26 protein-coding genes are annotated in these 25,868 nt (G+C 38.7%); 9 read left to right on the forward strand and 17 right to left on the reverse strand.

The window, feature by feature from the left end; translation table 11 throughout:
• Positions 1 to 68 precede the first annotated feature (68 nt).
• Positions 69 to 1,385 carry a Fe-S cluster assembly protein SufD gene (sufD, locus tag OOZ15_RS14865; RefSeq protein WP_265957218.1) on the forward strand — a complete coding sequence of 439 codons (1,317 nt, stop codon included), beginning with the start codon at positions 69 to 71 and terminating at the stop codon, positions 1,383 to 1,385.
• A 70-nt stretch (positions 1,386 to 1,455) separates the two neighbouring features.
• On the opposite strand, the gene OOZ15_RS14870 is transcribed toward sufD, so the two are convergent.
• Both OOZ15_RS14870 and OOZ15_RS14875 read right to left on the reverse strand, forming a co-directional pair.
• Positions 1,456 to 1,869 carry a hypothetical protein gene (locus OOZ15_RS14870; protein ID WP_265957219.1) on the reverse strand — a complete coding sequence of 138 codons (414 nt, stop codon included), beginning with the start codon at positions 1,867 to 1,869 and terminating at the stop codon, positions 1,456 to 1,458.
• Entirely contained in the window at positions 1,841 to 2,518 is a 678-nt protein-coding gene (locus tag OOZ15_RS14875; RefSeq protein ID WP_323053918.1) for an RNA polymerase sigma factor, read from the reverse strand. The genes OOZ15_RS14870 and OOZ15_RS14875 overlap by 29 nt, the downstream gene beginning before the upstream one ends.
• Positions 2,519 to 2,582: 64 nt before the next feature.
• On the opposite strand from OOZ15_RS14875, the gene OOZ15_RS14880 reads away from it, so the two are divergent.
• On the forward strand, positions 2,583 to 2,930 hold the full coding sequence (locus OOZ15_RS14880; RefSeq protein WP_265957287.1) for a DUF6249 domain-containing protein: 348 nt from the start codon (positions 2,583 to 2,585) through the stop codon (positions 2,928 to 2,930).
• A gap of 85 nt (positions 2,931 to 3,015) precedes the next feature.
• Here the strand turns inward: OOZ15_RS14880 and OOZ15_RS14885 are convergent, their stop codons facing one another.
• The 3 genes from OOZ15_RS14885 to OOZ15_RS14895 are packed head-to-tail and all read right to left on the reverse strand — an operon-like array spanning position 3,016 to position 5,776.
• Positions 3,016 to 4,077 (reverse strand): bestrophin family protein, encoded by a 1,062-nt coding sequence (locus OOZ15_RS14885; protein ID WP_265957220.1) that lies wholly within the window; start codon positions 4,075 to 4,077, stop codon positions 3,016 to 3,018.
• 47 nt (positions 4,078 to 4,124) lie between these two features.
• Positions 4,125 to 4,415: a YciI-like protein gene (locus OOZ15_RS14890; RefSeq protein ID WP_265957221.1), complete on the reverse strand. Its 291-nt coding sequence runs from the start codon at positions 4,413 to 4,415 to the stop codon at positions 4,125 to 4,127.
• An 8-nt stretch (positions 4,416 to 4,423) separates the two neighbouring features.
• Positions 4,424 to 5,776, reverse strand: coding sequence for a serine hydrolase domain-containing protein (locus OOZ15_RS14895; protein WP_323053920.1), 1,353 nt, complete (start codon positions 5,774 to 5,776; stop codon positions 4,424 to 4,426).
• 292 nt (positions 5,777 to 6,068) lie between these two features.
• Between OOZ15_RS14895 and OOZ15_RS14900 the strand changes: the two genes are divergently transcribed.
• From OOZ15_RS14900 to OOZ15_RS14920, 5 genes are all read left to right on the forward strand, one after another.
• Positions 6,069 to 7,283 (forward strand): aminotransferase class V-fold PLP-dependent enzyme, encoded by a 1,215-nt coding sequence (locus tag OOZ15_RS14900; protein WP_323053921.1) that lies wholly within the window; start codon positions 6,069 to 6,071, stop codon positions 7,281 to 7,283.
• Positions 7,284 to 7,515: 232 nt separating this feature from the next.
• Positions 7,516 to 7,938, forward strand: a complete 423-nt coding sequence (locus OOZ15_RS14905) for a SufE family protein (protein WP_265957222.1) — start codon at positions 7,516 to 7,518, stop codon at positions 7,936 to 7,938.
• A gap of 6 nt (positions 7,939 to 7,944) precedes the next feature.
• Positions 7,945 to 8,268, forward strand: coding sequence for an SUF system Fe-S cluster assembly protein (locus tag OOZ15_RS14910; protein ID WP_265957223.1), 324 nt, complete (start codon positions 7,945 to 7,947; stop codon positions 8,266 to 8,268).
• 36 nt (positions 8,269 to 8,304) lie between these two features.
• Positions 8,305 to 8,811 carry a DUF2480 family protein gene (locus OOZ15_RS14915; protein WP_265957224.1) on the forward strand — a complete coding sequence of 169 codons (507 nt, stop codon included), beginning with the start codon at positions 8,305 to 8,307 and terminating at the stop codon, positions 8,809 to 8,811.
• Between the two features lie 133 nt (positions 8,812 to 8,944).
• Positions 8,945 to 9,835, forward strand: coding sequence for a DUF3078 domain-containing protein (locus tag OOZ15_RS14920; RefSeq protein ID WP_265957225.1), 891 nt, complete (start codon positions 8,945 to 8,947; stop codon positions 9,833 to 9,835).
• A gap of 181 nt (positions 9,836 to 10,016) precedes the next feature.
• Here OOZ15_RS14920 and hflX read toward each other — a convergent pair whose 3' ends face one another.
• Complete coding sequence (hflX, locus tag OOZ15_RS14925) at positions 10,017 to 11,228, reverse strand: GTPase HflX (protein WP_265957290.1); 1,212 nt, start codon at positions 11,226 to 11,228, stop codon at positions 10,017 to 10,019.
• Between the two features lie 53 nt (positions 11,229 to 11,281).
• On the opposite strand from hflX, the gene OOZ15_RS14930 reads away from it, so the two are divergent.
• Both OOZ15_RS14930 and OOZ15_RS14935 read left to right on the forward strand, forming a co-directional pair.
• On the forward strand, positions 11,282 to 12,238 hold the full coding sequence (locus OOZ15_RS14930; protein ID WP_265957226.1) for an endonuclease/exonuclease/phosphatase family protein: 957 nt from the start codon (positions 11,282 to 11,284) through the stop codon (positions 12,236 to 12,238).
• 276 nt (positions 12,239 to 12,514) lie between these two features.
• Entirely contained in the window at positions 12,515 to 15,022 is a 2,508-nt protein-coding gene (locus tag OOZ15_RS14935) for a S8 family serine peptidase (protein ID WP_265957227.1), read from the forward strand.
• A 3-nt stretch (positions 15,023 to 15,025) separates the two neighbouring features.
• Here the strand turns inward: OOZ15_RS14935 and OOZ15_RS14940 are convergent, their stop codons facing one another.
• The 11 genes from OOZ15_RS14940 to OOZ15_RS14990 form a co-directional block, all read right to left on the reverse strand.
• Positions 15,026 to 15,739: a 3'-5' exonuclease gene (locus OOZ15_RS14940; protein WP_265957228.1), complete on the reverse strand. Its 714-nt coding sequence runs from the start codon at positions 15,737 to 15,739 to the stop codon at positions 15,026 to 15,028.
• A gap of 71 nt (positions 15,740 to 15,810) precedes the next feature.
• Complete coding sequence (locus tag OOZ15_RS14945) at positions 15,811 to 16,287, reverse strand: methylated-DNA--[protein]-cysteine S-methyltransferase (RefSeq protein WP_265957229.1); 477 nt, start codon at positions 16,285 to 16,287, stop codon at positions 15,811 to 15,813.
• On the reverse strand, positions 16,265 to 17,374 hold the full coding sequence (locus OOZ15_RS14950; RefSeq protein ID WP_265957230.1) for a CNNM domain-containing protein: 1,110 nt from the start codon (positions 17,372 to 17,374) through the stop codon (positions 16,265 to 16,267). The genes OOZ15_RS14945 and OOZ15_RS14950 overlap by 23 nt, the downstream gene beginning before the upstream one ends.
• Before the next feature lie 101 nt (positions 17,375 to 17,475).
• Positions 17,476 to 17,979 (reverse strand): DinB family protein, encoded by a 504-nt coding sequence (locus OOZ15_RS14955; RefSeq protein WP_265957231.1) that lies wholly within the window; start codon positions 17,977 to 17,979, stop codon positions 17,476 to 17,478.
• Between the two features lie 122 nt (positions 17,980 to 18,101).
• Complete coding sequence (locus OOZ15_RS14960; RefSeq protein ID WP_265957232.1) at positions 18,102 to 20,267, reverse strand: TonB-dependent receptor; 2,166 nt, start codon at positions 20,265 to 20,267, stop codon at positions 18,102 to 18,104.
• 483 nt (positions 20,268 to 20,750) lie between these two features.
• Positions 20,751 to 21,740, reverse strand: a complete 990-nt coding sequence (hemB, locus tag OOZ15_RS14965; RefSeq protein ID WP_265957233.1) for a porphobilinogen synthase — start codon at positions 21,738 to 21,740, stop codon at positions 20,751 to 20,753.
• A 46-nt stretch (positions 21,741 to 21,786) separates the two neighbouring features.
• Positions 21,787 to 22,752 carry an oxygen-dependent coproporphyrinogen oxidase gene (gene hemF / locus OOZ15_RS14970; protein ID WP_265957234.1) on the reverse strand — a complete coding sequence of 322 codons (966 nt, stop codon included), beginning with the start codon at positions 22,750 to 22,752 and terminating at the stop codon, positions 21,787 to 21,789.
• Positions 22,749 to 23,420: a hypothetical protein gene (locus tag OOZ15_RS14975; protein ID WP_265957235.1), complete on the reverse strand. Its 672-nt coding sequence runs from the start codon at positions 23,418 to 23,420 to the stop codon at positions 22,749 to 22,751. The genes hemF and OOZ15_RS14975 overlap by 4 nt, the downstream gene beginning before the upstream one ends.
• Positions 23,421 to 23,446: 26 nt before the next feature.
• Positions 23,447 to 24,472 (reverse strand): uroporphyrinogen decarboxylase, encoded by a 1,026-nt coding sequence (gene hemE, locus OOZ15_RS14980; RefSeq protein ID WP_265957236.1) that lies wholly within the window; start codon positions 24,470 to 24,472, stop codon positions 23,447 to 23,449.
• A gap of 20 nt (positions 24,473 to 24,492) precedes the next feature.
• Entirely contained in the window at positions 24,493 to 25,167 is a 675-nt protein-coding gene (locus tag OOZ15_RS14985) for a uroporphyrinogen-III synthase (RefSeq protein ID WP_265957237.1), read from the reverse strand.
• A 10-nt stretch (positions 25,168 to 25,177) separates the two neighbouring features.
• Entirely contained in the window at positions 25,178 to 25,867 is a 690-nt protein-coding gene (locus OOZ15_RS14990; protein WP_265957238.1) for a potassium channel family protein, read from the reverse strand.
• Position 25,868 lies beyond the last annotated feature (1 nt).

Here is a 25,868-nt window from a genome sequence, read left to right on the forward strand (position 1 = left end):
ATATGTTTTTAGACCGAACCGATAAATAAAAAGACTTCTGAAAAGAGAAGTGGAATAAGAAAATAAAAATGGAATTAAAAGATAAATTAATATCATCATTTATGGCTTTTGAAAATCGCGTGGATATAGACCATCCGGTGCACGATATTCGTACGGAAGCCATAAAGGTCTTTGAAGAAAAAGGGTTCCCTTCCAAAAAAGATGAATTGTGGAAATATACTTCGTTGAATACGCTTTTGAAAAACAACTACAGTGTGTTTCCAAAAGATGAACCGGGATTGGAATTTAAAGATGTTAAAAAGTATTTTATACACGATATCGATAGTTATAAGATAGTTTTTATCGATGGAATTTACAGTTCTCACCTGTCGCAAACCTCACACGAGGGTCTGGACGCTTGTTTGATGAGCTCTGCATTGAATAAACCCAAGTACAGAACTGTTATAGAGAAGTATTTTAATAAGATTGCCAAAAAGGACGATAGTCTTACATCGCTGAACACCGCTTTTTCAAGAGAAGGGGCATTTATTCATATCCCAAAAGGAAAGGTGGTTGAAAAGCCTATTCAAATAATTCATTTTGCAACGGGAAATGAAGCTTCGTTAATGTTACAACCGCGTAGCTTGGTCATCGTAGAAGAAAATGCTCAAGTGCAGATTATTGAAAGACATCAAAGCACAACAGAAAATGCTGTTTTTACCAATTCGGTAACTGAAATATTCGTGCATGAAAGGGCAATTGCAGATTATTATAAAATACAGAATGATAAGCAGAGCGCTTCCTTGATCGATAACACATATATCGCTCAGGAGAAAAACAGTCATGCTTCAGTACATACTTTTTCCATAGGTGGTAAGCTTACGCGAAACAATCTACAGTTCCTACACAAAGGGGAGTATATCAATTCAACCTTAAAGGGAATTACCATTATCGAAGGGAAACAACACGTTGACCACAGTACTTTGGTACACCATTCCGAACCGAATTGTGAAAGCCATCAGGATTATAAAGGGATTTATGCCGATAAAAGTACCGGGGTTTTCAACGGAAGGATTATTGTGGAGAAAGAAGCACAAAAAACCAACGGTTTCCAGCAGAGTAACAACATCCTTATTGATGATAAGGCAACCATCAATGCGAAACCTCAGTTAGAGATTTTTGCAGACGATGTTAAATGTTCCCACGGATGTACGATAGGACAATTGGACGATGAGGCGCTTTTTTATCTACAGACCAGAGGAATTCCTGAAAAAGAGGCCAGAGCCTTGTTGATGTATGCTTTTGCCAATAATGTATTGGAAAGTGTAAAGATTCCGGAAGTAAAAATCCGGATCAACAAATTGATAGCAATGAAATTAGGTGTTAATATAGGTTTTGACTTGTAAAAAAGTCAATTTAAGAATGTGAAAAACCCGAAAAGCTTCAGCTTTTCGGGTTTTTTGTTAAGTATAAATTCTAATATTTAAGTCGTTTGTTAAAATGGTGTTTCAGTACTGGGATTTGTATTCCTATCATTATAGCTATGATATATATTGCATAAATGACGGTGTCTGATACTTTAAGATTAAAAAATGCTTGAGAAAACACATTTTTAAATAGAGTGTCAAAATCAATAGTACTTATGAAACTCTCCTCTTCTGATGTCTTTGCTTGAAGGATATAAATAGTGAGTGCCGCCAAAACGATGGCGATAATCACCCAGGTGATCTTTGAAATCAATGGCTTATATACAAAGGCTTCCGACTTTTTTATGCGCTCAACCTCTAGCATTACAGACGATCTAAAATCTGCTGTAGGAAATTGTGTACTGTCATGCTGAAGCCACCTGTCTGTTAATTCTTCAAGATGTTTTTCGTCCTGCTCTTTCATAGGATTCTATAATTTCAGGTTCTAATTTTTGACGCAATACTGCAGCCAGCTTTTTTCTACTTCGGAACAATTTAACCTTTACGTTATTTGGTTTAATTCCGATGATGTGCGAAATTTCTTCAAGTGATTGTTCTTCAAAATAATACAGTGTTAACAGGAAGCTGTCCTTGGTGGGCAGGGTTTCCATACACTCCAGAATAGTTTGTCTTTTTTCTGCCCGTGCCAATTGCTCAAAAGCATTGTCTGTTATTTTAATATTGGGTTCTGTGATGGTTTCCATAGACACCAAAGCACGCTCCTTTTTATACAATTTTAATCGATCGAGACAGTTGTGGTACGCAATTTTATATAACCAAGTTGAGAATTTTGAATCACCTTTAAATTTTTGCAATGATTTATATGCTTTTATAAAGGTGTCTTGAGCAACCTCTTCTGCCTCTTCTTTGTTTTTTAACATTCGCAATGTTAAAGTAAACACTAAATCTTTATATCGGGTAACTAAAACCGAAAATACAGCAGTATCTCCGGAAATAACTTGATCGATTAAATGTTGGTCGTTGTTAGCGGTCATTTGTCCGTTAGACGACAAAATTTTTACTGTGGTTACAGATATAGGAGAAAAATATTTTGAAAAACTTGTAACCATCATTTAAAAACTATCGTCATAAGGAATGAAACACATAAATATAATCAATCTTAAAAAAAGAACCGTTATGGGAGGACCAACAATTGTTTTTTCGATTTTAATAGTTGCTATTTTTGGAATTTTCTATCTGTATTTTTCAACACGCAATAAAGAGCGTTTAACTCTTATTGAAAAAGGTGCAGATGCCAGTATTTTTGTTCATGGTAAACGAAAAACTGCACCGATTTGGAAAGTTATTATCCTGAATTTGGCCTTGTTGTTTATGGGGGTTGGTCTTGGGATTTTCATTGCTCAGTTATTGGAAAACTATACTACTATGAATGATGATGCTATTTATCCAGCCTGTATATTTTTAATGGCCGGGGTAGGACTGTTTGTCGGGTTTACAATGACAAAAAACCTTGACAAGGAATAAATCAACTTCAAATGAATTATTTTAAAAGCCCGAAAGGTATAGAAAAGCTTTTCGGGCTTTTTATTTTCATCAATTCCATAAATACTTACATCTGAACATGATGTTTCTCCGGGAATTGACCTGGTATGATGTCGAAGTCTTCATCCAGCATTTGCCGCAGGTCAATTTCAATTCCTCTGGCTATGGTAGAGATAGGCACATCGTTTGAACTCCCTTCAAAAGGATTTTCACCTACCCTTGCCAAACGTTCCATGATGTGGAATGCCCAGGAAACCGCTCCGCATAGCGGAATGGCCATCCAAACAAAAAAACGGCCTATTAAAGGATTGGTCTCACTAATTATGTCACTAATATTTGCAAACTCAGGGACAATCCCGAAGGGGAGTAAAAAGAGGAAAATGAAGACCAGATAATAGCTTAAAGCCGCATATTGTCTCGGGTATGGAAAGTTCTTTATACGTTCGCTCTTTCCTTGATGATCAAATAAAGTTTCCAACACGTTTTCCAATTCCAAAAAAGAGAATTCCCAAAGGAGGCCTTGTTCTTTCAACGCTTTTAAATGTTTGGATTGTAGGTACAACAAAGCGGTTTGCTTGTTGTTTTTAGACAAAACATAATCCATTTCATGATCTTCGAGATACATACTAAGGTCATCTTTTAATGATGTTGTAAACTCAGGAATATAAATCTTTCTTTGCCATTCCCTGTTGGTTCTGTGCAAGCGGAAGGTTTCCCAGTCCTTGGTCTGCCTCATGGCATACCGCAAGGCAGTCATCCATGCAATATGTCGGTAGATGAGTGTTTTTTTATGATGATTGAGTTCTTCTTCGCTAACAGGGGTGTCACAATATTCGTTAGACACCATAGCTTGTACTTTCATTCCGAATGTTCGTGAAGTATTTACAATGCCTCCCCATATTTTACGGGCTTCCCATATCCTGCCGTAAGCCGAATTGTTCTGGAAACCGACAAGGAAAGCCACAGCAGTACCTACCAAGGCTACCGGTGTCCACGGAACGTGTAAAAACGTATATCCTAAGATGTGGTATGCTACGGTAATTATTAAGGCATACAATAGAAAAAGAAAGGTTTCCCAACGCGACCATAAGAAAAGGTCTTTAACGGAATAGCGTTTTTTGGTAAGCATATGATAATTTTAATATAAATATAGCTAAAACTTAGAGACTAAAGAGACTAAGGTGTTTTAAAAAGACTTCCTATAACAACTGTCCACGGACGAACACTCCATTCACTAATCAAGCCGTTTTTGACGTAGGGGTCGTTTTTGGCAAAGTCTTCGGCTACTTTTGGGCTGTTTCCCTTAAAAACAAGTACGGCGCCATCTGCAGGGTCATCAAGGGCTCCAGCTAAGACCAAAGCTCCACTTTTGGTAGCTTCTTGTGCAAGTGCCAGATGTTCGGCACGAAACGGTGCGCGTTTTTCAATATAGTCATCAATGGTTTTGTAGAAAAGAATGTAGTACATGATTGTTTTTATTTAATCGATGATGTGATTCCGCTTAAAAATCCGTTAAAGTCAAAGGCATCCCCGGAGGCGAGTCCCATTCTAACGACAACCAGGTCTTTGGACGGAACGATATACACCCGTTTCCCCTGAAACCCGTCGGCATAATAAGTATCAGATGGCACATCGGGTAATTTTTCAAGAGTTTGTAACCAGAAATGTCCTCCGTATTCTGCTTCAGAAGCTGTAGCAGGGGTGTTCACGTAATCTACCCATGATTTGTCAAAAAGCTGATCGCCGTTCCAGTTTCCGTTGTGGAGATAGAGCAATCCGAATTTTCCCCAATCGCGGGTAGTTGCCCATCCGTAGGAGGAAGCAACATAGTTCCCTGCCAGATCGGTTTCTATAATCATGCTGTTCATGCCAATACGGTCTATCAAGGCCTCGTAAGGAAAATTGACATAGTCACGATAGTTGTCAAACTCTTTTTGCAAAAGTCCGGAGAGCAAATTACTTGTTCCTGAAGAATAGTTCCAATGGGTGTCAGGAGGATATTTTGCTACTTTTTCTGCCTGTCTCTTGGTCATGTCTTCGTCTTGGTAGAGCATTTTTGTAACGTCAGATATGGTGGAGTAATCTTCTTCCCATTCCAATCCGCTGTTCATATGGAGGAGGTTGCTATAGGTAATGTTTCTCCTTTCATCGTTTTGCCATGCATCAACTTTTGCCGGATCGTTGATGTTCAGTTTCCCCTGATATTGTAAAATTCCGTAGAGCGTAGCCAAAACACTTTTGGTCATCGACCAGCCTAATAATTTGGAATCTTTGTCGATGGAATCGCTATATTTTTCAGCAATAATATGATCCTTGTAAATTACCAGTACCGATCTTGTTTTTTGAACGTCATTATTTTTAAAAGCAGCCTTGACAGTAGCATTTATCTTTTTATAATCCAGATTTGAAAACGCAGTGTCTTTTTGTTCTTTGTTACCATAAGGATATGGGAGTCGGTTAATGCTTTTTGTTCGTTTGGGGAAGATAAATTTTTTTGGGAGGTTGCTCTTGGTTTCAGGAATGAGTACACAACCCAAGCCTTTTCGGTAAACCGCTTTTCTGGGCTTTAGTCCTAAAACAGAAGCGATGGAAGCCTTTTGTGCTTTATCCACTTCGTTTTTGGCAAAGTTTACGGGAGGGAAATCATTATCGTTTTCAGCAGTATAAGTTGAGTTTCTTTGATCGTTGAATACGCAGGAGCACATATTTTTGGCAGAAAACCCACTGATAATAGTCAGTTTGGGATAATTAAAGTAGGCAACTACAGCAAAAATTATAATAAGTACTAAAAGAAGGAAGGAGAACAGGCGTTTTAATTTTTTCAACAAAACAATATTCTTTAATGATTATATGAATCTAAAGATACATAATCCTCTTAGATTTAAGAACTCTTCTCAACTTTTCCTTTTGGCTGCAAAATGATTGCCAGTGTGCCATCTGGCCTTTTCACTAAAAGCAGTCCCTGGCTGCTTTCTTAACGTTCGGTTCTGTCTTTTTATGACACCATAGCGCTGCTATGCTGCTCAAAAAAGCTTTCATTAGGAAACAAAAGCACAATTTTTCGCTCAAATACGAAAAGTCAAGACGAGTTCAGTACTTTTGTAGTATTAAAGAATGAATATGATCAATATAGATAAAATACGAGAAGACTTTCCTATTCTGAAAAGAAAGGTAAACGGACATCCGTTGGTTTATTTTGATAATGCGGCGACCTCTCAAACACCACAACAGGTCATCGATTGTATAGTGGATTACTATTCAAACTACAATGCAAACATACATCGCGGGGTGCATACACTTTCACAAGAGGCGACCGATAAATATGAGCAGGCACGAATAAAAATACAAAGGCATTTCAATGCGAAGCATTCCCATGAAATGATCTTCACCTCAGGAACAACACATGGAACAAATTTGGTGGCTCACGGTTTTACGGCTATCCTTAAGGAGGGGGACGAACTTATTGTTTCGGCGGTGGAACACCATTCCAATATCGTGCCTTGGCAGATGTTGTGTGAAAGAACGGGTGCTGTACTTTGTGTACTACCCATAGACGATCATGGGGAATTGATCATGAGGGAATATGACAAATTGTTGTCTGAAAAGACCAAGCTTGTGTTTTGTAACCATATTTCCAATGCTCTTGGGGTTGTGAATCCGATTGAAGAGATTATAGAAAAAGCCCATAAAGTAGGGGCTGCCGTGTTGATCGATGGCGCACAGGCAACTGCCCATATAAAGCCGGATGTTCAAGAACTGGATGTCGATTTTTATGTAGCCTCGGCTCATAAAATGTGTGGCCCGACCGGTGTTGGAGTACTCTACGGAAAGGAAGAATGGTTGGAAAAACTACCACCGTATCAAGGTGGAGGGGAGATGATTGCTGAGGTGAGTTTTGAAAAAACCACTTATGCCGGACTTCCACATAAATTTGAAGCAGGAACACCTAATATTTGTGGTGGAATAGCCTTTGGGGCTGCGATTGATTATATGAACAACATCGGTTTTGACAATATCAAAGCTTATGAAGATGAACTGCTGCATTACGGAACCGAAAAAATGAGCCAGATCGAAGGACTTAGAATTTATGGGAATTCAAAAAATAAAGCTTCTTTGATTTCTTTTAATATTGAAGGCATCCACCCGTATGATATAGGAACCATAGTTGATAAACTCGGAATCGCCGTAAGAACTGGTCACCATTGTGCACAACCGGTAATGGATTTCTTTAAAATTCCCGGAACCGTAAGGGCGAGTTTTGCTTTTTACAACACTAAAGAAGAGATAGATGCTTTGGTAGAAGCCGTTAAAAAAGCAAAAATGATGTTATCTTAATAACAATACTACGACTTATAGGGGTAAACGTCTTTTTTAAGACAGTACTATAGGTTAAAGCTATGCCAACATTGACAGAAACAGTTGAATAGCAGTTTTTCTTGTTGTACTTTTGTTGAAAATTGAATCTATGAAACGAACATGATTAATAAAAATCATGTGAGAGTGCAGCGGTTCCATATGCGCAACAATTTTTTTGCACATTTTAGCCATTGTAAAAAAAATTAAACATATGACAATTCAGGATATTCAGAATGATATAGTGGATGAGTTTTCCATGTTCGACGATTGGATGCAGCGTTATGAATACATGATAGAACTAGGAAAATCCCTTCCGCTGATCGATGAAAAATATAAAACCGAAGATAATATTATAAAGGGCTGTCAAAGTAAGGTATGGGTACATGCCGAGTTGGAGGATGAGAAATTGGTGTTCACGGCAGACAGCGATGCGATTATCACCAAAGGTATTATCGCTATTTTGGTCAGGGCATTTTCAAATCAAAGTCCGAAAGCGATTATTGAGGCCAATACCGAATTTATTGACCAAATAGGTTTGAAAGAGCACCTTTCGCCAACAAGGGCCAATGGTTTGGTGAGTATGATAAAACAGCTGAAAATGTATGCTATTGCATACCAAACACAACTAAATTAAAAAGACATGAGCGAAACAATAGATACAGCAGCGCTAGGAGAGAAGATTGTTAAGGTGTTGAAAACCATATTCGATCCTGAAATTCCGGTTGATATATACGAATTAGGGTTGATCTATGACGTTTTTGTCAATGAAGATCGTGAAGTAAAGATCTTAATGACCCTAACAACACCCAACTGCCCGGTAGCAGAGACATTGCCTGTAGAAGTGGAAGAAAAAGTAAAAACTATAGATGATGTGAAAGATGCTGAGGTAGAAATCACTTTTGATCCGCCATGGAGTCAGGAATTAATGAGTGAAGAAGCCAAATTGGAGTTGGGACTGTTGTAAATAGCATAACTTAGTTTTTCAATTTTAAATTACAGTATGGAAGGGGAAATCCTCAATAGAGTAGCGCAAAGCAAATTGCTTACTTTCAATCTGGAAGATCATTATCCGGAGGGGAAGCGTGTACTTTTTGATGTTAAAGATTGGTTGCAGGAGGGTTTTTTGTTAAGGGAAAAAGATTTCCGTGAAAAAGCAAAGCAACACGATTGGGAACAATATCAAGATGCTTATGTAGCACTGACTTGTTCTACTGATGCTGTCATTCCCGCATGGGCATATATGCTGCTCACCACATACCTTTCAGCATATGCAAAAAAAGTAATTACCGGAAACTTGGAGCAATTGGAAACTTCCATCTACCAAGATGTTATTGATAAACTTGACCTTTCGGAATATAAAGATAAACCGGTTATCGTAAAAGGCTGTTCGCAAAAGCCTGTTCCACAAAATGCTTACCTAATGATCACTCAAAAATTAATGCCGGTTGCAAAGAGTGTGATGTATGGTGAAGCCTGTTCTTCTGTTCCTCTTTTTAAGAGAAAATAATTTCGGATGATATCGAAAAATCTAATCTAAACAGTATTTTTGTACGTATTTAAATTAGCATTACAAATATTAATCTATGAAATGAACATGGATTAATCGACTATCAATTTATTAACTAAAAATTTTTTTACGAGTGAAAAAAGTATTGTTTGTAGCAACCCTGTTTTTAGGAATCACCTTTTCTTACGGACAGGAGGATGAAGCCCCAAAAGAAGGATGGACAAAAGGAGGAACATTTACATTCTTATTAAATCAGTCGGCGTTTAGCAATTGGGTAGCCGGTGGACAAAACAACGTTTCGGGTACCTTAGGGGTAAACTACGATTTTAATTACCTCAAAGGCGATTGGACTTGGGACAATAAGATAATGGGCTCTTATGGTCTAACGAATACGAAAGACCAGGGAACACGAAAAACAGACGACCGTTTTGAATACAATTCCCAGGTCGGGAAAAAAGCTTTCGGAAATTGGTATTACTCTTTTTTCCTGAATTTCAGGACACAATTTACAAATGGGTATGATTATAACAATGATGCTGATACCGATTTTCAGACTTCAGGCTTATTTAAACCTGCATACCTCACTTTTGGCCCGGGATTGGCGTGGAAGAAACACGATAATCTTAAGTTCAATTTGGCTCCTTTGACTTCAAAAATGACTTTTATAACAGATGAGGTTTTCAAATATAATAGTGATACGGGTATTTTTGATTCAAGCGATGATGCTGATGTTTTCGGAATTGATCCCGGAGACAGCATGCGTTACGAATTAGGTTTCTATGCTTCAGGATATTATAAATTCAATGCGATGGACAATGTTTCTATTGAAAATATCCTGAATTTGTATTCAAACTATTTGGAAGACCCCAAAAATATAGATGTCGACTACACCATGAATGTGGTTATGAAGATCAACAAATATCTTTCAACCAATTTGACTTTCCAAGCGGTATATGACGACAATGCCATAAGTGTTTTACAGATACGTGAAGTGTTCGGTTTGGGAGTGAATGTTGGTTTTTAAGCTGAAAATTACGTCAACTCAACAGGATAAGTTGAAACGAAATCTGTGTAAAAAGTAATAAAAACCTGATTATGTCAGGTTGAGCGCAGTCGAAACCTATTGATTTTTAATGGTGTTTAGTTCTCGACTGCGCTCGAACTGACAGGGAATAATCTTTTTTTTAGACAGGTTTTTTATTGTTCTAAAAACCTTCTTCGTATTCAGGATACAAGAAGTTGTTGTAGGGGAAGCGTGTTATGTGAATCTTTCTCACTTCCTGATAGACCTTTTTCCTGAATTCTTCCATATTTTCCTTGTTCAAGGCAGAAATAAACAACACATTGTCGCCCATACGGTTCATCCATGTGTCTTTCCATTCTTCCAAAGTAAAGTGCTCGGTGGTCTTTTCAGTGACAAGATCATCTTCATCTATGGTTTGATGTTTGTAATTATCGATCTTGTTAAAAACCATTATGGTGGGCTTGTCAACACTTTTTATCTCGTCCAGAATTTGGTTTACCGAATCGATATGCTCTTCAAAATTAGGATGTGAAATATCAACTACATGCAAGAGCAGGTCGGCTTCACGTACTTCATCCAATGTACTTTTAAACGATTCTACCAATTGGGTCGGTAATTTTCTGATAAAACCAACAGTATCGCTCAACAGAAAAGGAAGGTTCCCGATCACAACTTTTCGAACGGTAGTATCAAGGGTCGCAAACAATTTGTTTTCAGCAAAAACATCACTTTTACTAATCACATTCATCAAGGTCGATTTTCCAACATTGGTATAACCGATAAGGGCAACACGAACCAAAGCTCCGCGATTCCCCCGCTGGGTTTCCATTTGTTTGTCGATTTTTACCAGCTTTTTCTTAAGCAAAGCGATTCGATCCCTAACAATACGCCTATCCGTTTCAATCTCGGTTTCACCAGGTCCACGCATCCCAATTCCACCACGTTGACGCTCCAAGTGAGTCCACAGCCCGGCCAATCGGGGCAAGAGATATTGATATTGCGCCAATTCTACTTGTGTCCTTGCATAACTGGTTTGGGCCCGCTGTGCAAAAATATCAAGGATTAGACTGGTTCTGTCCAATATTTTGGCTTTTAAGATCTTTTCGATGTTCTTTTGTTGGGCGGGTGTGAGTTCATCATCAAAAATGACCGTTCCTATGTCGTTTTCCTTAACATATTGCCTTATTTCTTCCATTTTCCCACTACCGATGAAGGTTTTAGGATTGGGAACGTTTACTTTTTGTGTGAAACGTGCGGTTACTTCACCTCCGGCTGTATAGGCCAAAAATTCAAGTTCGTCCAGATACTCTTTAGATTTTTCTTCATCCTGCTCCAGATTGATAATTCCGATGAGCACCGCTTTTTCATAATCTAATGTTTTCTTTTCCAGCATAAAATAAATATCAAAGTACAAAGGTACGCAATTGATTTTTTTATTTTTGTGCTATGGACAAGAACAACACATATAGTATAGGTTTTTACAATCTGGAAAATCTATTTGACACTATTGATGATCCCAATATTTTAGATGATGATTTTACTGAAGAGGGCAAACTGGAATGGGATGAGGATCGCTATCAAAATAAGATTTACAAATTAGGAAGAGCTATTTCTGAAATCGGCACCAATGAAGCCGGGGAGCCCCCTGTACTTGTCGGTGTTGCTGAGGTGGAGAACAAAAAAGTATTGAACGATCTTACGGGAAGTAGTATTTTACGACCCTTTTCTTATGAATATGTACATTATAACTCTCCTGATGAAAGAGGAATAGATACCGCGTTACTGTATCAAAAAGAACATTTAGAGGTTCTTAATGAGGAGATTGTTCCTTTGTTGGTGGACAGTGAAGAAGGGGAGCGTGATTATACCAGGGACATATTACATGTAACTGGTAATTTGCACGGCGAACGCATACATATTTTGGTAAATCACTGGCCTTCGCGAAGGCATGGAGCTGATGAAACTTCCTACAAGAGAGTAAAAGCGGCCAAGCTTATACATTCTATTATCGAACGGGTAAAGGAAGAGGAAGCGAGTCCAAAGTTTATCATTATGGGTGATTTTAACGACGACCCGCAATCTGAAAGTATTAAAACATTGGTCAATGAGGCTAAGCTGAAGTTGTATAATCCAATGGAGAAACTTCATATACCCGACGAACGAGGAAGCTTAAGTTATCATTCCAAATGGAATCTTTTTGACCAAATCATTATTTCAGCCAACTTTTTTGATGTAACAGTAAGTAAACACACCTTTATCCGAGCTGATATCCTGGATGAACGTTTTCTTGAAGAGTGGAATAAAAAATATGAAGGCGAACCTTTCAGAACATATGTTGGCAGAAAATACCTCGGCGGATATAGCGATCACTTTCCGGTTTTTATCCATTTAAAGAAGAAGTAAACAAGAAAGGACGGACTTTTCTTATATTAATGACTGTCTTCTACTCACTTTTTGTGCAGTTACGAGCTAATTTTTCCATTAAATACCAAAATCATCGATGAAATACACTTTTATATACAAAATAGGATTACATTAAAATTAAGAAAAATACTATAAAAAATGCAAATTTATGCAGTTCGTCGAAAACTAATATGCAGTTCGTCGAAAAAAACGTGCATTTTATCGATATGATTTGTGTTTCATCCTACTTTAGGTGTAGCAAAAACCCAAACTACTATGAAAGCTACCCTACACAAAACCGTATTTACTGTATTTACAGTTATCGTACTTTTTAATGTACAAGACATTTTTGCACAACAAACTTTCCAAAGAAATAAGCACGTAAAGGATATCCAGAGTAGAACATTGAAAAAGATTTCTTCCAAGCTAAGAAGCAAAGCCATGATGCAAAAGGAGGAAGCGCATAGCATGGCGAAGCGAAAAGGTTGGGAAATATCAAAAAAACTTCCTAATGGTGGATTTATGGAGTTGGAAAAAATTGGGCCGGATGGTGCTCCAATTTACTTTTCTACATTCAACGACAATATAGTACACACATCAAGATCGAATGCCTTGTATCAAAATGGAGACTTGAACTTGGGTGTAGACGGATTGGGGATGTATGTTGGGGTATGGGATAGTGGTAATGCCTTGATGAGCCATCAGGAATATGGAGGAAGAGTACAATCAGGAGATGATTCCAATAGAACAAGTGGTCACGCTACTCATGTTTTAGGAACTATTTTGGCTGCCGGGGTTGATCCGAAAGCAAAGGGAGTTGCCTATAATGCTGAAGGAGTAACGTTTGATTGGACCAATGATGAAGCTGAAGTAGCTGAAGCTGCTGCCAATGGTTTGTTACTTTCTAATCATTCCTACGGAATTAGCGGTAAAACCATCCCGGATTGGTATTTCGGAGCTTATATCTATCAGGCTCAGGAATGGGATGATATCATGTATAATGCTCCTTATTATTTGATGGTGACTGCTGCGGGAAACACACAACAATATCAGTATAATGAAGAACCGTCTTACGGAACAGCTGCTGATGCCTACGATCTTTTGTTGGGATATGCCGTAGCCAAAAATAGTTTGACTGTTGCTGCTGCCGACAATATTAAAATGGATGCTAACGGAAATCTTAGAAAAGCAGATATTGCTCCATTCAGTAATTTTGGTCCTACCGACGACGGAAGAATCAAGCCGGATATTACCGGAGCCGGTGTTGATGTGTATTCTTCATACAGCACAGATGAGAAGAGTTATTTGTCACAATCAGGAACGTCTATGGCCGCTCCTGGGGTAACCGGATCGCTTTTGTTGTTACAACAGCATTACAGCGAAATGAACGGTGGCTTTATGAAAGCAGCTACCTTAAAAGGATTGGCTTTGCATACTGCTGATGAGGCCGGAGATTTCCCTGGACCCGATTACAAATTTGGATGGGGAATTATCAACGCCAAAAGAGCAGCAAACACCATTTCTGCTTCAGGTTTTGAATCTGTAATCAAAGAAGAAACACTTGCTGAAGGACAAACATATTCTTTTACGGTTAATGCAGAGGAGGGGAAAACCTTAATGGCTTCTATTTCTTGGACTGATATGGCAAATGAAAATAAAAACACCGGAGTTTTAAATGATGCTACTGCGGTTTTGGTGAACGATCTTGATGTCGTTATCACAAAAGAAGGAGATGCTCATTATCCTTGGACATTGTCTGTTTCTTCTGCTGAAAGTGGGGCACAAAAAGGAATCAATAATGTAGATCCGTTTGAAAGAATTGAAATTCCTAATGCTTCCGGAACCTATACAGTGACGGTTACACATAAAGGAGCGTTGACTAGCGGATCTCAGGATTTTTCGGTAATCGTTACCGGAGTTAAAAAGAATGACTGCGTTTTGGAAACTCCTGAAAGACTTACAGCTTCTACAACAGAAAGAACAGCCCAATTGGAGTGGGAAGAAGTTACCGATGCCATATATGAAGTGGCATACAGAAAAAGTTCAAATAACAAAAACACTAGCGATGTTTGGGAAGTTGAAGTAATTGCTGAAAACAAAACAATTTTAAGAGCTTTAGCTGAAAATACGACTTATGAATGGAAAGTAAGAACGCTTTGTTCTGAATTGGCTGAGTCTGAATTTAGTGCAATACACGACTTTAAAACAAAGTTTGTCGATATAGACGCTCCTGAAGTTCCTGTTAATCTGAACGTGAGCGCTGTAACTCAAAATTCATTGGAATTGCACTGGAATGCATCCAATGATAATGTTGCTACAGCTGCTTATGAAGTGTATATGGACGGAGTAATGATTGGTGAGGTTTCTCATAACCATATTGCTGTTGATGCTTTACAAGCAGATACTCCTTATGTGTTTGAAGTATTGGCAAAAGATAAAGCAGGGAACAGTTCTGCGATGAGCGAGGTTTTTATGGCTACAACCTTAGCCGAGGAAAAAATAGAAATTGAAGAACCAGCTCAAGAAAATACAACAGTGGTAAGTACTCAGACTCAGAAGAAGCGCATAAGCGTTTATCCAAATCCGACGGTAGATTATATCACCATCAATGGATTGGCAGAAGGTAATGATGCTTATCAAATAGCAAACGCTTCAGGAACAGTTGTTGCCACCGGAAACGGATACAACAAAAACATCGATGTTTCCAATTACCCTTCAGGTTTATATGTGTTAACGGTTCGCGAAGGAGGAAAAACGACAGGAGCTAAATTTGTTAAGCATTAGGATTTAAACATGCAAAACCTCAGATTCATCCAGGATTTCGTCTCCCCGAAGCCGTAAAAATACCTGAGCGACAGCAACGACATCTTTTTCACAATAAGTAATGATCTTATCTATATCTTTTTCGTTGTAAAACACGTCGCGAACCATACTTCCATCAATATCGTCTTTTGGCGATGGAATGTTTAAAATATTGGTCAATAACTTAATTGATGTAAAATGTTTGTAATCACCGAATTTCCAAAGTTCCATGGTGTCCAGATGCGGAATTTCCCATGGTTTTTTGCCGAAAAGATTTAGTTTGGAAGGGAGTTTAATACCGTTGATGATCATTCTTCTGGCAATAAAAGGAAAATCGAACTCCTTAGCATTGTGACCGCATAAAAGTTTGTGCGGACTGCCATAATGGGTTTCCAGTAAAGATTTAAAATCTTTTAAGAGTTGTATTTCTTCTCCGTGGAAAGTAGTGACACGGAAGCTCCTCGTGTCTCCTTTATGTGTAAAATAACCCACAGAAATACATACTATTTTTCCAAATTCGGCCCAAATCCCTGCACGGTCATAAAATTCTTCGGGCGTGTATTCGTCTTTGCGTTGGTATTGTGTTTTTTGTTCCCACAAGGCTTGTTTTTCAAGGGAAAGAAGTTCGTGCATTTCTACTTCCGGAACAGTCTCTATGTCTAGAAATAGGATGTTTTCAAGGCTAAGTTTATGTAACATGATAATATTTCAATTAAGTGAAATAATAAACTATTGGATTTGAGAGGGATGACCTAAATATAATGATTTTCTTAAAACAAGCTTTGTTGTGTTACCGGACTTTCGTGTTCCAGTAGCCATTGTTTGCGATGCAGTCCGCCGGCATAACCAGTTAGACTGCCGTCACTGCCAATCACTCGATGACAGGGGATAATAATCCACAACGGATTTTTCCCATTGGCCGAAGCCACGGCCCGGATGGCTTTTACATCGCCAAGTGTTTGCGAAAGCTTTAAATAGGAAGTGGTTTTTCCATAGGGGATATCGAGCAATGCGTTCCACACTTTTTTTTGAAAATCAGTTCCTTGTGGATTCAATTTTAAATCAAATTTCTGCCGTTTTCCGTCAAAATATTCACGGAGTTGTATCACACACTCGTTCAATGATTCAGGAATGCTTTCAGAAATGGTTTCTTCAGAATTGAGAACAGAAACAGCAGATATTCCGTTTTCGTCCCCGGTAATTCTTGTGTAACCCAAAGGGGTTTTAATTATTGCTTGTTGTTTCATTGCTGTTGTCTTCCGGTTTTTTATAAATACCCATCCGTTCAGCCCGAAGCTGCCAATTTCGTCTTGCCAGGAGCTGAAGATCTTCAACATTATCGCTTTCATCAACAATTTCCAGTCCTAAAAGTGTTTCAATAATATCTTCCATGGTTACGAGTCCGCTTATAGAACCATATTCATCGACAACCAAGGCGATATGATCCTGATTGCTGATAAATTTATCAAACAATTCGGGAATAGGAATGCTTCTTTTGGAAACAAAAACTTCACGTTTTAAAGTAGCTAGTTTTTCTTCTCCGTGACCGTTGATCATGGCTTCCAAAACTTGGTCTTTTAGTACGAAACCGGTAATATTGTCTTGACTGTCTTTATAAACCGGAATTCTGGAAAAGCGTAGCTTTGGGTTGTTTTCAAAAAAATCGGCTATGGTCATATCTTCAGAAGCTGTTTTCATTACTGTTCGGGGCGTCATAATGTCTTTTGCCCATACTTGATCAAACTTTAAAAGGTTTTTGATTACTTTCGATTCCGATTCTTGAAAAACACCTTCTTCCTCAGCAATATCGGCCATGGCGGTAAAATCTTCTTTACTGAATACGGATCCTTCTGCATGGGAACCTCCGATCATTTTTGTGGTGAATTGCAATAGCCAAAGAATCCCTGTCCATCTTAAAGGAAAGATCATAACGGTTAAAGCTTTGGCGGTAAAATTGGCAAGTCGTTTCCAATATGTGGCGCCAATGGTCTTTGGAATGATTTCTGAAAGTACCAGAATCAAAAAGGTCATTACTGCCGAAACAATTCCTACAATATTAAAACCGAAGATATCGATTTTATAAGGCAGTTTTTCAGCTTGAACCCCAACCAAAATAGCACCAACAGTATGAGCAATGGTATTGATGGTCAAAATAGTGATCAAAGGTTTGTCAACATCCTGTTTTAAATGCTCTAATGTTGATGCGTAAGCTTTTCCTTCTTGTTTTTTTAGATTGATAAATGTAGGAGTGATACTCAGAAATACCGCTTCCAATATCGAACACAAAAATGAAAAAAAGATAGAGATAAAGGCAAAAAATATCAGTAAGCCCATAAAAATGATTTGTAGCTAATTTAGGTATATATCCACTAAGAACCAAGACAGCTGTGTTATTCCCATATACAATTTCACAGAATCAAGTCTTTTTTAAAATATTACCAACCCACATATTTTGGAGGCTTGACATCATTTAGATTTAAATGCACAATAAGTTGTCCTCTGTGATGGGTAACATGGTCTTGTAGGAGGTTTAGTATCTGTAGTTTGGTTTTCTTTCCGGCAAAGAAATCTACTTGTTCTTTTAATTCTGAAAGGTTTAATTGTTTAATAACAGAAGAAACCGAATTAAAAGAGATTTTAACATTCTCTATAATTCTTTCCTTTCTGTTTTTAATGATACTTACTTCAGCTTCTTTCACATGAAAATAGTTTGCTCCTAACCAGCTCATGTTTTGCATAATGTGTAATAGCTGCTCTTCAAAGGTCATCTCTCTTTCGGTGGGCTTAAAATCATAAGCATCCTCGGGCATGCTTTCAGCAACTTTGATAAGATAATCTTTAGAGTTTTCCCATTTCTCTAGGAAGGCAGTTATGGGAGTGTCTTGAGCATTCATAATGCTTGTTATCAAGATGAAAGTTACAAAGAGAAGCTTTTTCATTTAAACTTGATTTTCTTTTATTTATTAGACCTGTCAGATATTAGAAACCTGACAGGTCTTTAAAAATACAAAATTAGTCCCACTAAGGGTTTATCCTGGTTGTTAAGGAAGTTTCATCAGCTTTATAGCTTTAGCTTGAATCCTCCATTGATAACAAACCCGTCTACCGGAGCATAGATATCGTTAAATTCGGGATTGTCAATATTACCGGTGTATATCGAACCGAATTTAGTCTGACGTGTATCCAGGAAATTTTCAAAATTCAGAAAAATAGAAAAGCGCTCGCCCAGTTTTTTTTCAGACATTAATCCCATGATCCAATAAGATTGCCCGGTTTCACCGTTGTTCAGTTCCTGCGGACTAAAATAATAGGCCTCTAAACCTACCCAGAAATTTTCGTGTTTTTCATACATCAAGACATTGTTCAGTCTGTGTTTTGAGACCAAAGGATATTGGGTTATACCTGCTGCATAATGTTGTTTCACATCGGCAAAAGTATATCCTACAAAAAGCTTAAAATCGTGATAGCTCCACTTCATATTGGCTTCAATCCCTTTGGATTCTACATGTCCGTTGGGTTGAATGAATTCATAGTTGTTATTTTCGTTTGAAGTCATAATCAAAGGATCGTCAATTTGTGTGTAAAACAACAGTGTGTTGGTCGATAGGGTGAGGGATTCTCCGATGGGCCATTTGTAATTCACATCAAAATTGGCTCCGGTAGAACGTTCCGGATTGGCATTGTTCACATCAATAGGCAAGACATTTTGAAACTGTAACCTTTCGACATCTTCAGTAAAGATGGTAGGGGTTTTGTATCCCAATCCGCCACCCAAACGGAAGGTGAGCCTGGTTGTAGGTTCAAACATTGCTGAGAATCTTGGAAGGAAAAAGAAACCATAATCGCTTTGATAATCGCCCCTTATGCCGGTTTCCAATGTCCATTTTTCATGGATGTTCCACATATTCTGGGCGAATAGGCCAAAAGTGGTATTGGAGAAACTAAGGTCTTGATCGGGACTTCCTTCAGCTTGATTAAATTCTTCGGTCCACAGGTTCATTCCTGCGATCCACTCCATGGTGTCGTTGGCGGTGGAAAAGTTGATTTCTGAAAAGGATGACAACTGATCTCCCGCAAAGGTGTAATCCGGAATGTTAATCGTTCTATCGAACATGCTCAAACTGTTTTTGAATTGTATTTGCGAACGCTCTGAAAATTTATGAACCATATCCAATTGTGTCGAAAAACGATTGGTTTTGTTTTCCTCAAAATAGCCTGTGCTTTGTTTTTCTTCAATAAAATTGATGTTACCTCCCTTTCGATTTTCAGTCACGTATTGAAATCCGAAGTTCATCTCTGTTTGCTGGTTGAGGTAAAGGAAGAAACGCGGATTCAGTGTAAAACGTTCAAATTCAGGAATAGCGGTAAGACCGATATCTGCCGGGTCGTAAGGAGTTCCTTTATTATATGAAGCAAAAACGGTAGTTCCCACTTTTCCATATTTTTCAGCATAAAATCCGCTAATGTCCAATCCCAGGGCAGAAGTACCGTTCAGCATAAAACTTAATTCGGGTTCGTCTTCCGGGGTTTTGGAAACCAGATTGACCAAACCGGCGATGGCGCCACCACCGTGCAAGGTAGAAGAAGCCCCTTTTACAACCTCCACTTGTTTTAGGTCTAAGGGGGCTATTTGCATCAGACTCAATCCGCCGGAATAACCGGAATAGAGTGGAAGTCCGTCTCGCAAAAGCAGGGTGTATTTGCCGTCCAATCCCTGAATACGAATACTGGAATTATAACTTGTAGCCGAGGTTTGTTGGGTTTGTATTCCGGTACTTTCGTTGAGTAGCATACGGATGTCCCCAGGTTTCATATTGCCCTTTTCGGCCAATTCCTCTCCGGCTATAAATTCAACCCTGGTGGGAATATCTTCAATGGTCCGACTGCTACGGGTTGAGGTAATGACCACTTCTTCCATTTCTTCATGGACAGGGGTCATATACAGGATTTGTTTTTTTTCACTTAAAGGAAAAGCTCTTTCCAATCTTAGCGCTTCATATCCGATATATGACAGCTCAATGTTATGTTTTCCGTTGGGGATATCAGGAATGGAAATATGCCCGTCTACATCGGTGGAACCTCCTTTTTCCAAGGATGGAAAATATACCGACACCCCAACAAGCGGTTCTTTGGTTTCTTGGTCTTTAATGGTTGCTTCAAAAGTGTTTTGTGCTATGGATATACTACATACGAACAGCAGTATAATCCCTGAAATATATTTTTTCACAGAATGATTAATTTAAAAAATGATTTGAGTATTAAAGTATTGGATTACGAACTAAAAGTATCAAAATACTGGGGAGGCTTGAATAGATAGGGATGGAAAGCAGATAATTTAAAATGTGGAATATATGTAATGTGAACTCTAGGCTCAATATAATGAAATAAAGGAGCAATATCAGTAACCGGAAGGTTGAAGCCTGTACAACTTCCACAAGAAAAGAAAGGGGAACAACCTGAATCGGTATGATCATGATCTTCTTTCGGTTGATCGTCACAATGAGTTGAGATGTTATTAGAATCACATTCTTTGGCTAAACAACATGGGGTTGCCGATAAAAAAAGTGTAAGGCCAGCAAGAAATATTACCATGAATCTCATAAGACAAAAGTAATTAATTTTACATAGGAAAAAATAAAAAATCAATTAGCTTGTCAGCCTGACCACATCCTTAGCAACCCTTCAGCTGCGCTCAGGGTGACGTAGCTTGTTAGCCTATTAATTTAACAATGTCTTTAGCGAAATAGGTCGCTATGATATCCGCCCCTGAGCGTTTAATGGCGGTAATCTGTTCAAGCATAACTGCATCGTGGTCCAGCCAGCCTTTTTCGGCTGCGGCTTTGATCATGGCATATTCACCTGAAACCTGATAAACGGCTACGGGCACTTCTACCTCATTTTTAATATCCCTTACAATATCCAGATAACAAAGTCCGGGTTTTACCATCACAATGTCTGCGCCTTCTTCAATGTCCATTTTGGTTTCTCGCAGGGCTTCAATACGGTTTGCAGGATCCATTTGGTAGGCTTTTTTGTCCTTCGGAATGTCTTTTACATCTACCGGAGCAGAATCCAATGCATCACGGAAGGGACCGTAAAAAGCGGAAGCATATTTGGCGCTGTAGGCCATGATACCTGTATTGTGAAAACCTTCGTCTTCCAACAAAGAACGGATTTCAAAAATCCGACCATCCATCATATCACTCGGAGCGACAAAATCGGCTCCAGCTCGGGCATGGGAAAGGCTCATTTCAGAAAGAATGGCATTGGTTTCATCGTTTAAAATCTTTCCGTTGTGAACAATACCATCGTGACCAAAACTCGAATAAGGATCCAGGGCAACATCAGTCATAACCAGCATATCTGGCACGGCATTTTTTACGGTTTTGATGGCACGTTGCATCAATCCGTCGGGATTGAGGGCTTCAGTGCCTTGGTTGTTTTTAAGGTTATCAGGCACTTTAACAAATAACAATACCGATTTTAACCCCATATTCCAAAGTTCTTTTACTTCTTTTTCCAGTAAGTCCAAGCTGTAACGGTAGTAATTGGGCATGGAAGCAATTTCTTCTTTTACGCCTTTACCTTCCACCACAAAAAGCGGTACCAAAAAATCGTTTGGTGTGATGATATTCTCACGCACCATGCTTCTGATGGCCTCGTTGGTTCTTAATCGTCTATTTCTTCTTAATGGATACATGGTTTTTCTGTTTTTTATGTAAATATGTCACTCCTAACGGAGCTATTTACACCCAATCCTTCGGATGTTGTAAAACTTTTGTCAATTTTTCCTCTTCACTTCCCGTTTCGGGATGATGATCATAAACCCATTGCACATGTGGAGGTAAACTCATCAGGATACTTTCGATTCGTCCGTTGGTTTTTAGTCCGAACAAGGTGCCTTTATCGTGTACAAGATTGAATTCCACATAACGTCCGCGACGGATTTCCTGCCATTTTCTGTTTTGATCCGTATAGGGAATGTCCTTGCGTTTTTCCACTATGGGAACATAGGCATCAAGGAAACTGTCGCCAACCTCAGTTACAAAGTTATACCAATCTTCCATAGATTTTCCTTGCCTACCGGCAGGCAGGTCTTCTGTGGCCTTTAAATAATCAAAAAATAAACCACCAATGCCACGGGCTTCATTCCGGTGGGCGTTCCAGAAATATTCATCGCACTTCTTTTTGTATTCAGGATAAAACTTTGAATCGTGCTTATCGCAAGCTGCTTTACTAACCTGATGAAAATGCTTCGCATCCTCTTCAAAAAGGTAGTAGGGCGTTAAATCCTGTCCGCCACCAAACCACGCCCTCCTCAATCCCCCCGAAGGGGGAAAGTTTTTTTCGTTTTTAGAACCCCCTCCTTTGGGGGGGCTGTACATCTCAAAATAACGCCAATTGGCGTGCACTGTAGGTGCAAACGGGTTTTTAGGATGAATGACTAAACTCAACCCACAGGCGAAAAAATCAGCTTCATCCACACCAAACATTTTTTGCATGGTGTCTGGCAATTTGCCGTGAACAGCAGAAATGTTTACACCACCTTTTTCGAATACCTTACCGTTTTCGATCACTCGTGTTCGTCCACCACCACCTTCGGGGCGTTCCCACAGGTCTTCACGGAATTTAGCCTCGCCATCGATTTCTTCCAATTTGGAGGTGATGGTGTTTTGTAAATCTTGTATGTATTGGTAGAATTTGTTTTTCATGAATTCTTGGTTACTTCTACTGGTTTTAACAACAGTTTTTTGGTGTGGAATAAAAATCCCGTTTCCACAAAGATAAGTGTGCCATAGTATAATGTTCCCAGGCACATAAGCATTTCCGGATGTATAAAAGCTCCTGAAAACCCTTTTTTATGAGCTTCCTGTATCAATCTATCATAGCCGGAAACCGATATGTACTCGGTTGTGAGGCCAAGATTTGGGATATAATTGAATTTTTGTGCTGTCCCAACCAAAATCATTAAAAAAATACAAAGCACAAAGGCGCATATGGTATAGCGATGCATTTGCTTTAATAAGACTTTGTTTGTCTCCAAAAAAATAAACCTCAAGCGATTAATAATTACAAAAATAACCAGAATTAATAGAGTATTGTCTGTCATGATCATATTAAAAACATATCCAACACCCAATAAGAGAGGAATCCCTATAAGGAGTTTGAATTTTCTTGGAATGCCATTAAGCAGCATAACCATCCCGGATATGTTGATAATTTCTTCAAAGAATATCAATGTGCCTAACGACCATATTTTTTCAGCCTGATCCGGTTGTGGTGCGTACCACAGTATAAAGTATTGAATGGCAAGTATAATGTTGAACAAAATACCTGCATATTCAAACTTACTGTTGTGCTTTTCTAAAATATCAAGCATAAATAAACAAAATTGGGGTCTGTTATCTACTGCTTATACTCCTTCACTGCCTCCACAAATGCCTTGGCATGATCTACCGGGATATTGGGCAAAATACCATGGCCTAAATTCACAACGTATTTGTCCTTGCCAAATTCATCGATCATCTGGTGAACCATTTTCTTGATGGTCGGGATGGGGGAGAGTAACCTTGACGGATCAAAATTACCCTGTAGCGTGATATTTCCTCCTGAAAGGTATCGAGCGTTTGTGGCAGAACAAGTCCAGTCTACTCCCAAAGCAGAGGCTTTACTTTTAGACATTTCGTTTAGCGCAAACCAGCATCCTTTTCCAAAGACGATGACTTCGGTTTCTTCAGCTAATGCTTCTACAATTTGATTGATGTATTTCCAAGAAAACTCCTGATAATCCACAGGAGAAAGCATGCCCCCCCAACTGTCGAAAATCTGAACGGCATTGACTCCGTTTTTTACTTTTTCTTTTAAATACAATATGGTCGTATCTGTTATTTTTTGAAGCAGGGTATGAGCGGCTTCGGGTTGTGAAAAACAGAATCCTTTGGCAGTGTCAAAACTCTTCGAACCTTTTCCTTCTACAGCATAACACAAAATTGTCCAGGGGGAACCTGCAAAACCGATAAGAGGTACTTCATCGTTCAGCATCTCTTTGGTGAGTTTAATGGCGTCCATTACATAACCCAACTCTTCATTGATCTCCGGAGCCACTACTTGTTCTACATCTTTTGCTGAACGAATGGGGTTAGGTAACCAAGGCCCTAGACCGGGCTTCATCTCTACCTCGATATTCATAGCTTGCGGAATTACCAAAATATCTGAAAACAAAATAGCTGCGTCTGGTTTTACGATACGAATGGGTTGTACAGTAATCTCGGCTGCAAGTTCCGGGGTACGACATCGGGTAAAGAAATCGTATTTTTCTTTTAATGCCATAAAATCCGGTAAATATCTTCCGGCTTGACGCATCATCCATACTGGCGGACGCTCTACAGATTCGCCTTTTAATGCTTTTAAAAATAAATCGTTCTTAATCATATATCTCTATAGCTTAGCAACTATTCAAAATGTTTTATTACTTGAACAATGACGTTTTCTATGGTTGTTTTATTGGCGGTAATGATGTTGTTGGTGTGTTTTTTGGCTTCGGCTTCGGTGGTTTTTCCAATGCAAAAAACAATGGTGTCTTCAAATAAATTTCTTTGGGAAAAACTTTCCACTGCACTCGGACTAAAAAAGAGCACCCCGTTATATGAACGTGACATTTGTTTTGGAGTGAGTTTTGTTTTATAGACTTGAATTTCATCCAACGCTATATTGTTTTCAGCTAAAACTTTCGGCAGTTCTTCCCGTCTTTTATCGCCGCAGAAAAGGATAAACTTTTTGTCGGAATGTTTTTTTATGATATGTCGGGCTAAGGTTTTTGCCTGATAGGCTTTTTCTACAACGGTAAAACCATTTTCAATCAACAAAGCTTCGGTTTTATCACCCACACAAAAGCAGTTTTTAATTTCGATTTGGTGGTTCAAAATTGATTTTACTGCATTTTGGCTTGTAAAAATTACATTGTCAATGGATGCTGTACTTTCAAAATCGATAGGGACAATTTTGATAAAATCTTTATCAATACAGTTTATGTTTGCTTTTAATAGTGGCTCTTTCTGAGCTTCATTTAGTTTTTTTGTGCTTAGGACCTCTATCATTCTATCATTAAAATCATCATGCCGTAGCATGCAGGGTAAATTATTTGTTTATCTTACAAAACCGTTTGATATCTGGGTTACTTCCAAAGACTACTAAGATATCACCTTCTTGAATAACGGTATCCTTGTTGGGGAGGCCGATAGATTCATTTACCATGGTTTTAGTACCAATGAGTGTGTTGCGTTGTCGCTTCCGAAGGATGGTTACTATGGTGAGGTCGTATTTGTTTCTAAAGCTTAGGTCGAAAAGTGATTTCCCTATCATTTCGGGAAGGGCTGTAATTTCAGAAACGGAATAATTCTTGTCCAAATCGAAATTCTCCACCATCGATTTTACGTTGAGCTTTTTGGTAAGTCGCTCTGCCGACTCCTGTTCGGGATGTACAATGGTATCGATTCCCATGGCCATCAATACGGTATCGTGGATGGGTGATAAGGAACGACCAATGATTTTGGCAGTTGACAGTTTTTTGACAATGGCCGTTGTGATAATGGCAGCCCCTTCATTTTCCCCAATTGCAATTACGACTATGTCGGTTTCTTTCACCGGGAGATTATTATAGGCCAATTCATTGGTGGCGTCCATACAGATGGAATGGGCAATCCTGTCTTTAATCAGATTTATTTTGTCCATGTTATTGTCAACCCCTATGACCTCGTTACCGGTTTCGGTAAGATTGACTGCCAAAGAGGCTCCAAAGTTCCCAAGTCCGAAAATGATGATTTTCATC

The sequence above is a fragment of the Galbibacter kalidii genome (assembly GCF_026241135.1).
Lineage (GTDB): Bacteria > Bacteroidota > Bacteroidia > Flavobacteriales > Flavobacteriaceae > Galbibacter.

Excerpts from the sequence above, each read along its gene's own strand:
- OOZ15_RS14930 (WP_265957226.1), top strand. The coding sequence starts at position 11,282 with ATGGACAAGAACAACACATATAGTATAGGTTTTTACAATCTGGAAAAT.
- OOZ15_RS14985 (WP_265957237.1), bottom strand. The coding sequence starts at position 25,167 with ATGCTACGGCATGATGATTTTAATGATAGAATGATAGAGGTCCTAAGC.
- hemF (WP_265957234.1), bottom strand. The coding sequence starts at position 22,752 with ATGAAAAACAAATTCTACCAATACATACAAGATTTACAAAACACCATC.
- OOZ15_RS14885 (WP_265957220.1), bottom strand. The coding sequence starts at position 4,077 with ATGCTTACCAAAAAACGCTATTCCGTTAAAGACCTTTTCTTATGGTCG.
- OOZ15_RS14870 (WP_265957219.1), bottom strand. The coding sequence starts at position 1,869 with ATGAAAGAGCAGGACGAAAAACATCTTGAAGAATTAACAGACAGGTGG.
- OOZ15_RS14880 (WP_265957287.1), top strand. The coding sequence starts at position 2,583 with ATGGGAGGACCAACAATTGTTTTTTCGATTTTAATAGTTGCTATTTTT.
- OOZ15_RS14915 (WP_265957224.1), top strand. The coding sequence starts at position 8,305 with ATGGAAGGGGAAATCCTCAATAGAGTAGCGCAAAGCAAATTGCTTACT.
- OOZ15_RS14990 (WP_265957238.1), bottom strand. The coding sequence starts at position 25,867 with ATGAAAATCATCATTTTCGGACTTGGGAACTTTGGAGCCTCTTTGGCA.
- OOZ15_RS14900 (WP_323053921.1), top strand. The coding sequence starts at position 6,069 with ATGATCAATATAGATAAAATACGAGAAGACTTTCCTATTCTGAAAAGA.
- OOZ15_RS14975 (WP_265957235.1), bottom strand. The coding sequence starts at position 23,420 with ATGCTTGATATTTTAGAAAAGCACAACAGTAAGTTTGAATATGCAGGT.
- hflX (WP_265957290.1), bottom strand. The coding sequence starts at position 11,228 with ATGCTGGAAAAGAAAACATTAGATTATGAAAAAGCGGTGCTCATCGGA.
- OOZ15_RS14910 (WP_265957223.1), top strand. The coding sequence starts at position 7,945 with ATGAGCGAAACAATAGATACAGCAGCGCTAGGAGAGAAGATTGTTAAG.
- OOZ15_RS14940 (WP_265957228.1), bottom strand. The coding sequence starts at position 15,739 with ATGTTACATAAACTTAGCCTTGAAAACATCCTATTTCTAGACATAGAG.
- sufD (WP_265957218.1), top strand. The coding sequence starts at position 69 with ATGGAATTAAAAGATAAATTAATATCATCATTTATGGCTTTTGAAAAT.
- OOZ15_RS14875 (WP_323053918.1), bottom strand. The coding sequence starts at position 2,518 with ATGATGGTTACAAGTTTTTCAAAATATTTTTCTCCTATATCTGTAACC.
- hemE (WP_265957236.1), bottom strand. The coding sequence starts at position 24,472 with ATGATTAAGAACGATTTATTTTTAAAAGCATTAAAAGGCGAATCTGTA.
- OOZ15_RS14935 (WP_265957227.1), top strand. The coding sequence starts at position 12,515 with ATGAAAGCTACCCTACACAAAACCGTATTTACTGTATTTACAGTTATC.
- hemB (WP_265957233.1), bottom strand. The coding sequence starts at position 21,740 with ATGTATCCATTAAGAAGAAATAGACGATTAAGAACCAACGAGGCCATC.
- OOZ15_RS14905 (WP_265957222.1), top strand. The coding sequence starts at position 7,516 with ATGACAATTCAGGATATTCAGAATGATATAGTGGATGAGTTTTCCATG.
- OOZ15_RS14945 (WP_265957229.1), bottom strand. The coding sequence starts at position 16,287 with ATGAAACAACAAGCAATAATTAAAACCCCTTTGGGTTACACAAGAATT.
- OOZ15_RS14955 (WP_265957231.1), bottom strand. The coding sequence starts at position 17,979 with ATGAAAAAGCTTCTCTTTGTAACTTTCATCTTGATAACAAGCATTATG.
- OOZ15_RS14950 (WP_265957230.1), bottom strand. The coding sequence starts at position 17,374 with ATGGGCTTACTGATATTTTTTGCCTTTATCTCTATCTTTTTTTCATTT.
- OOZ15_RS14890 (WP_265957221.1), bottom strand. The coding sequence starts at position 4,415 with ATGTACTACATTCTTTTCTACAAAACCATTGATGACTATATTGAAAAA.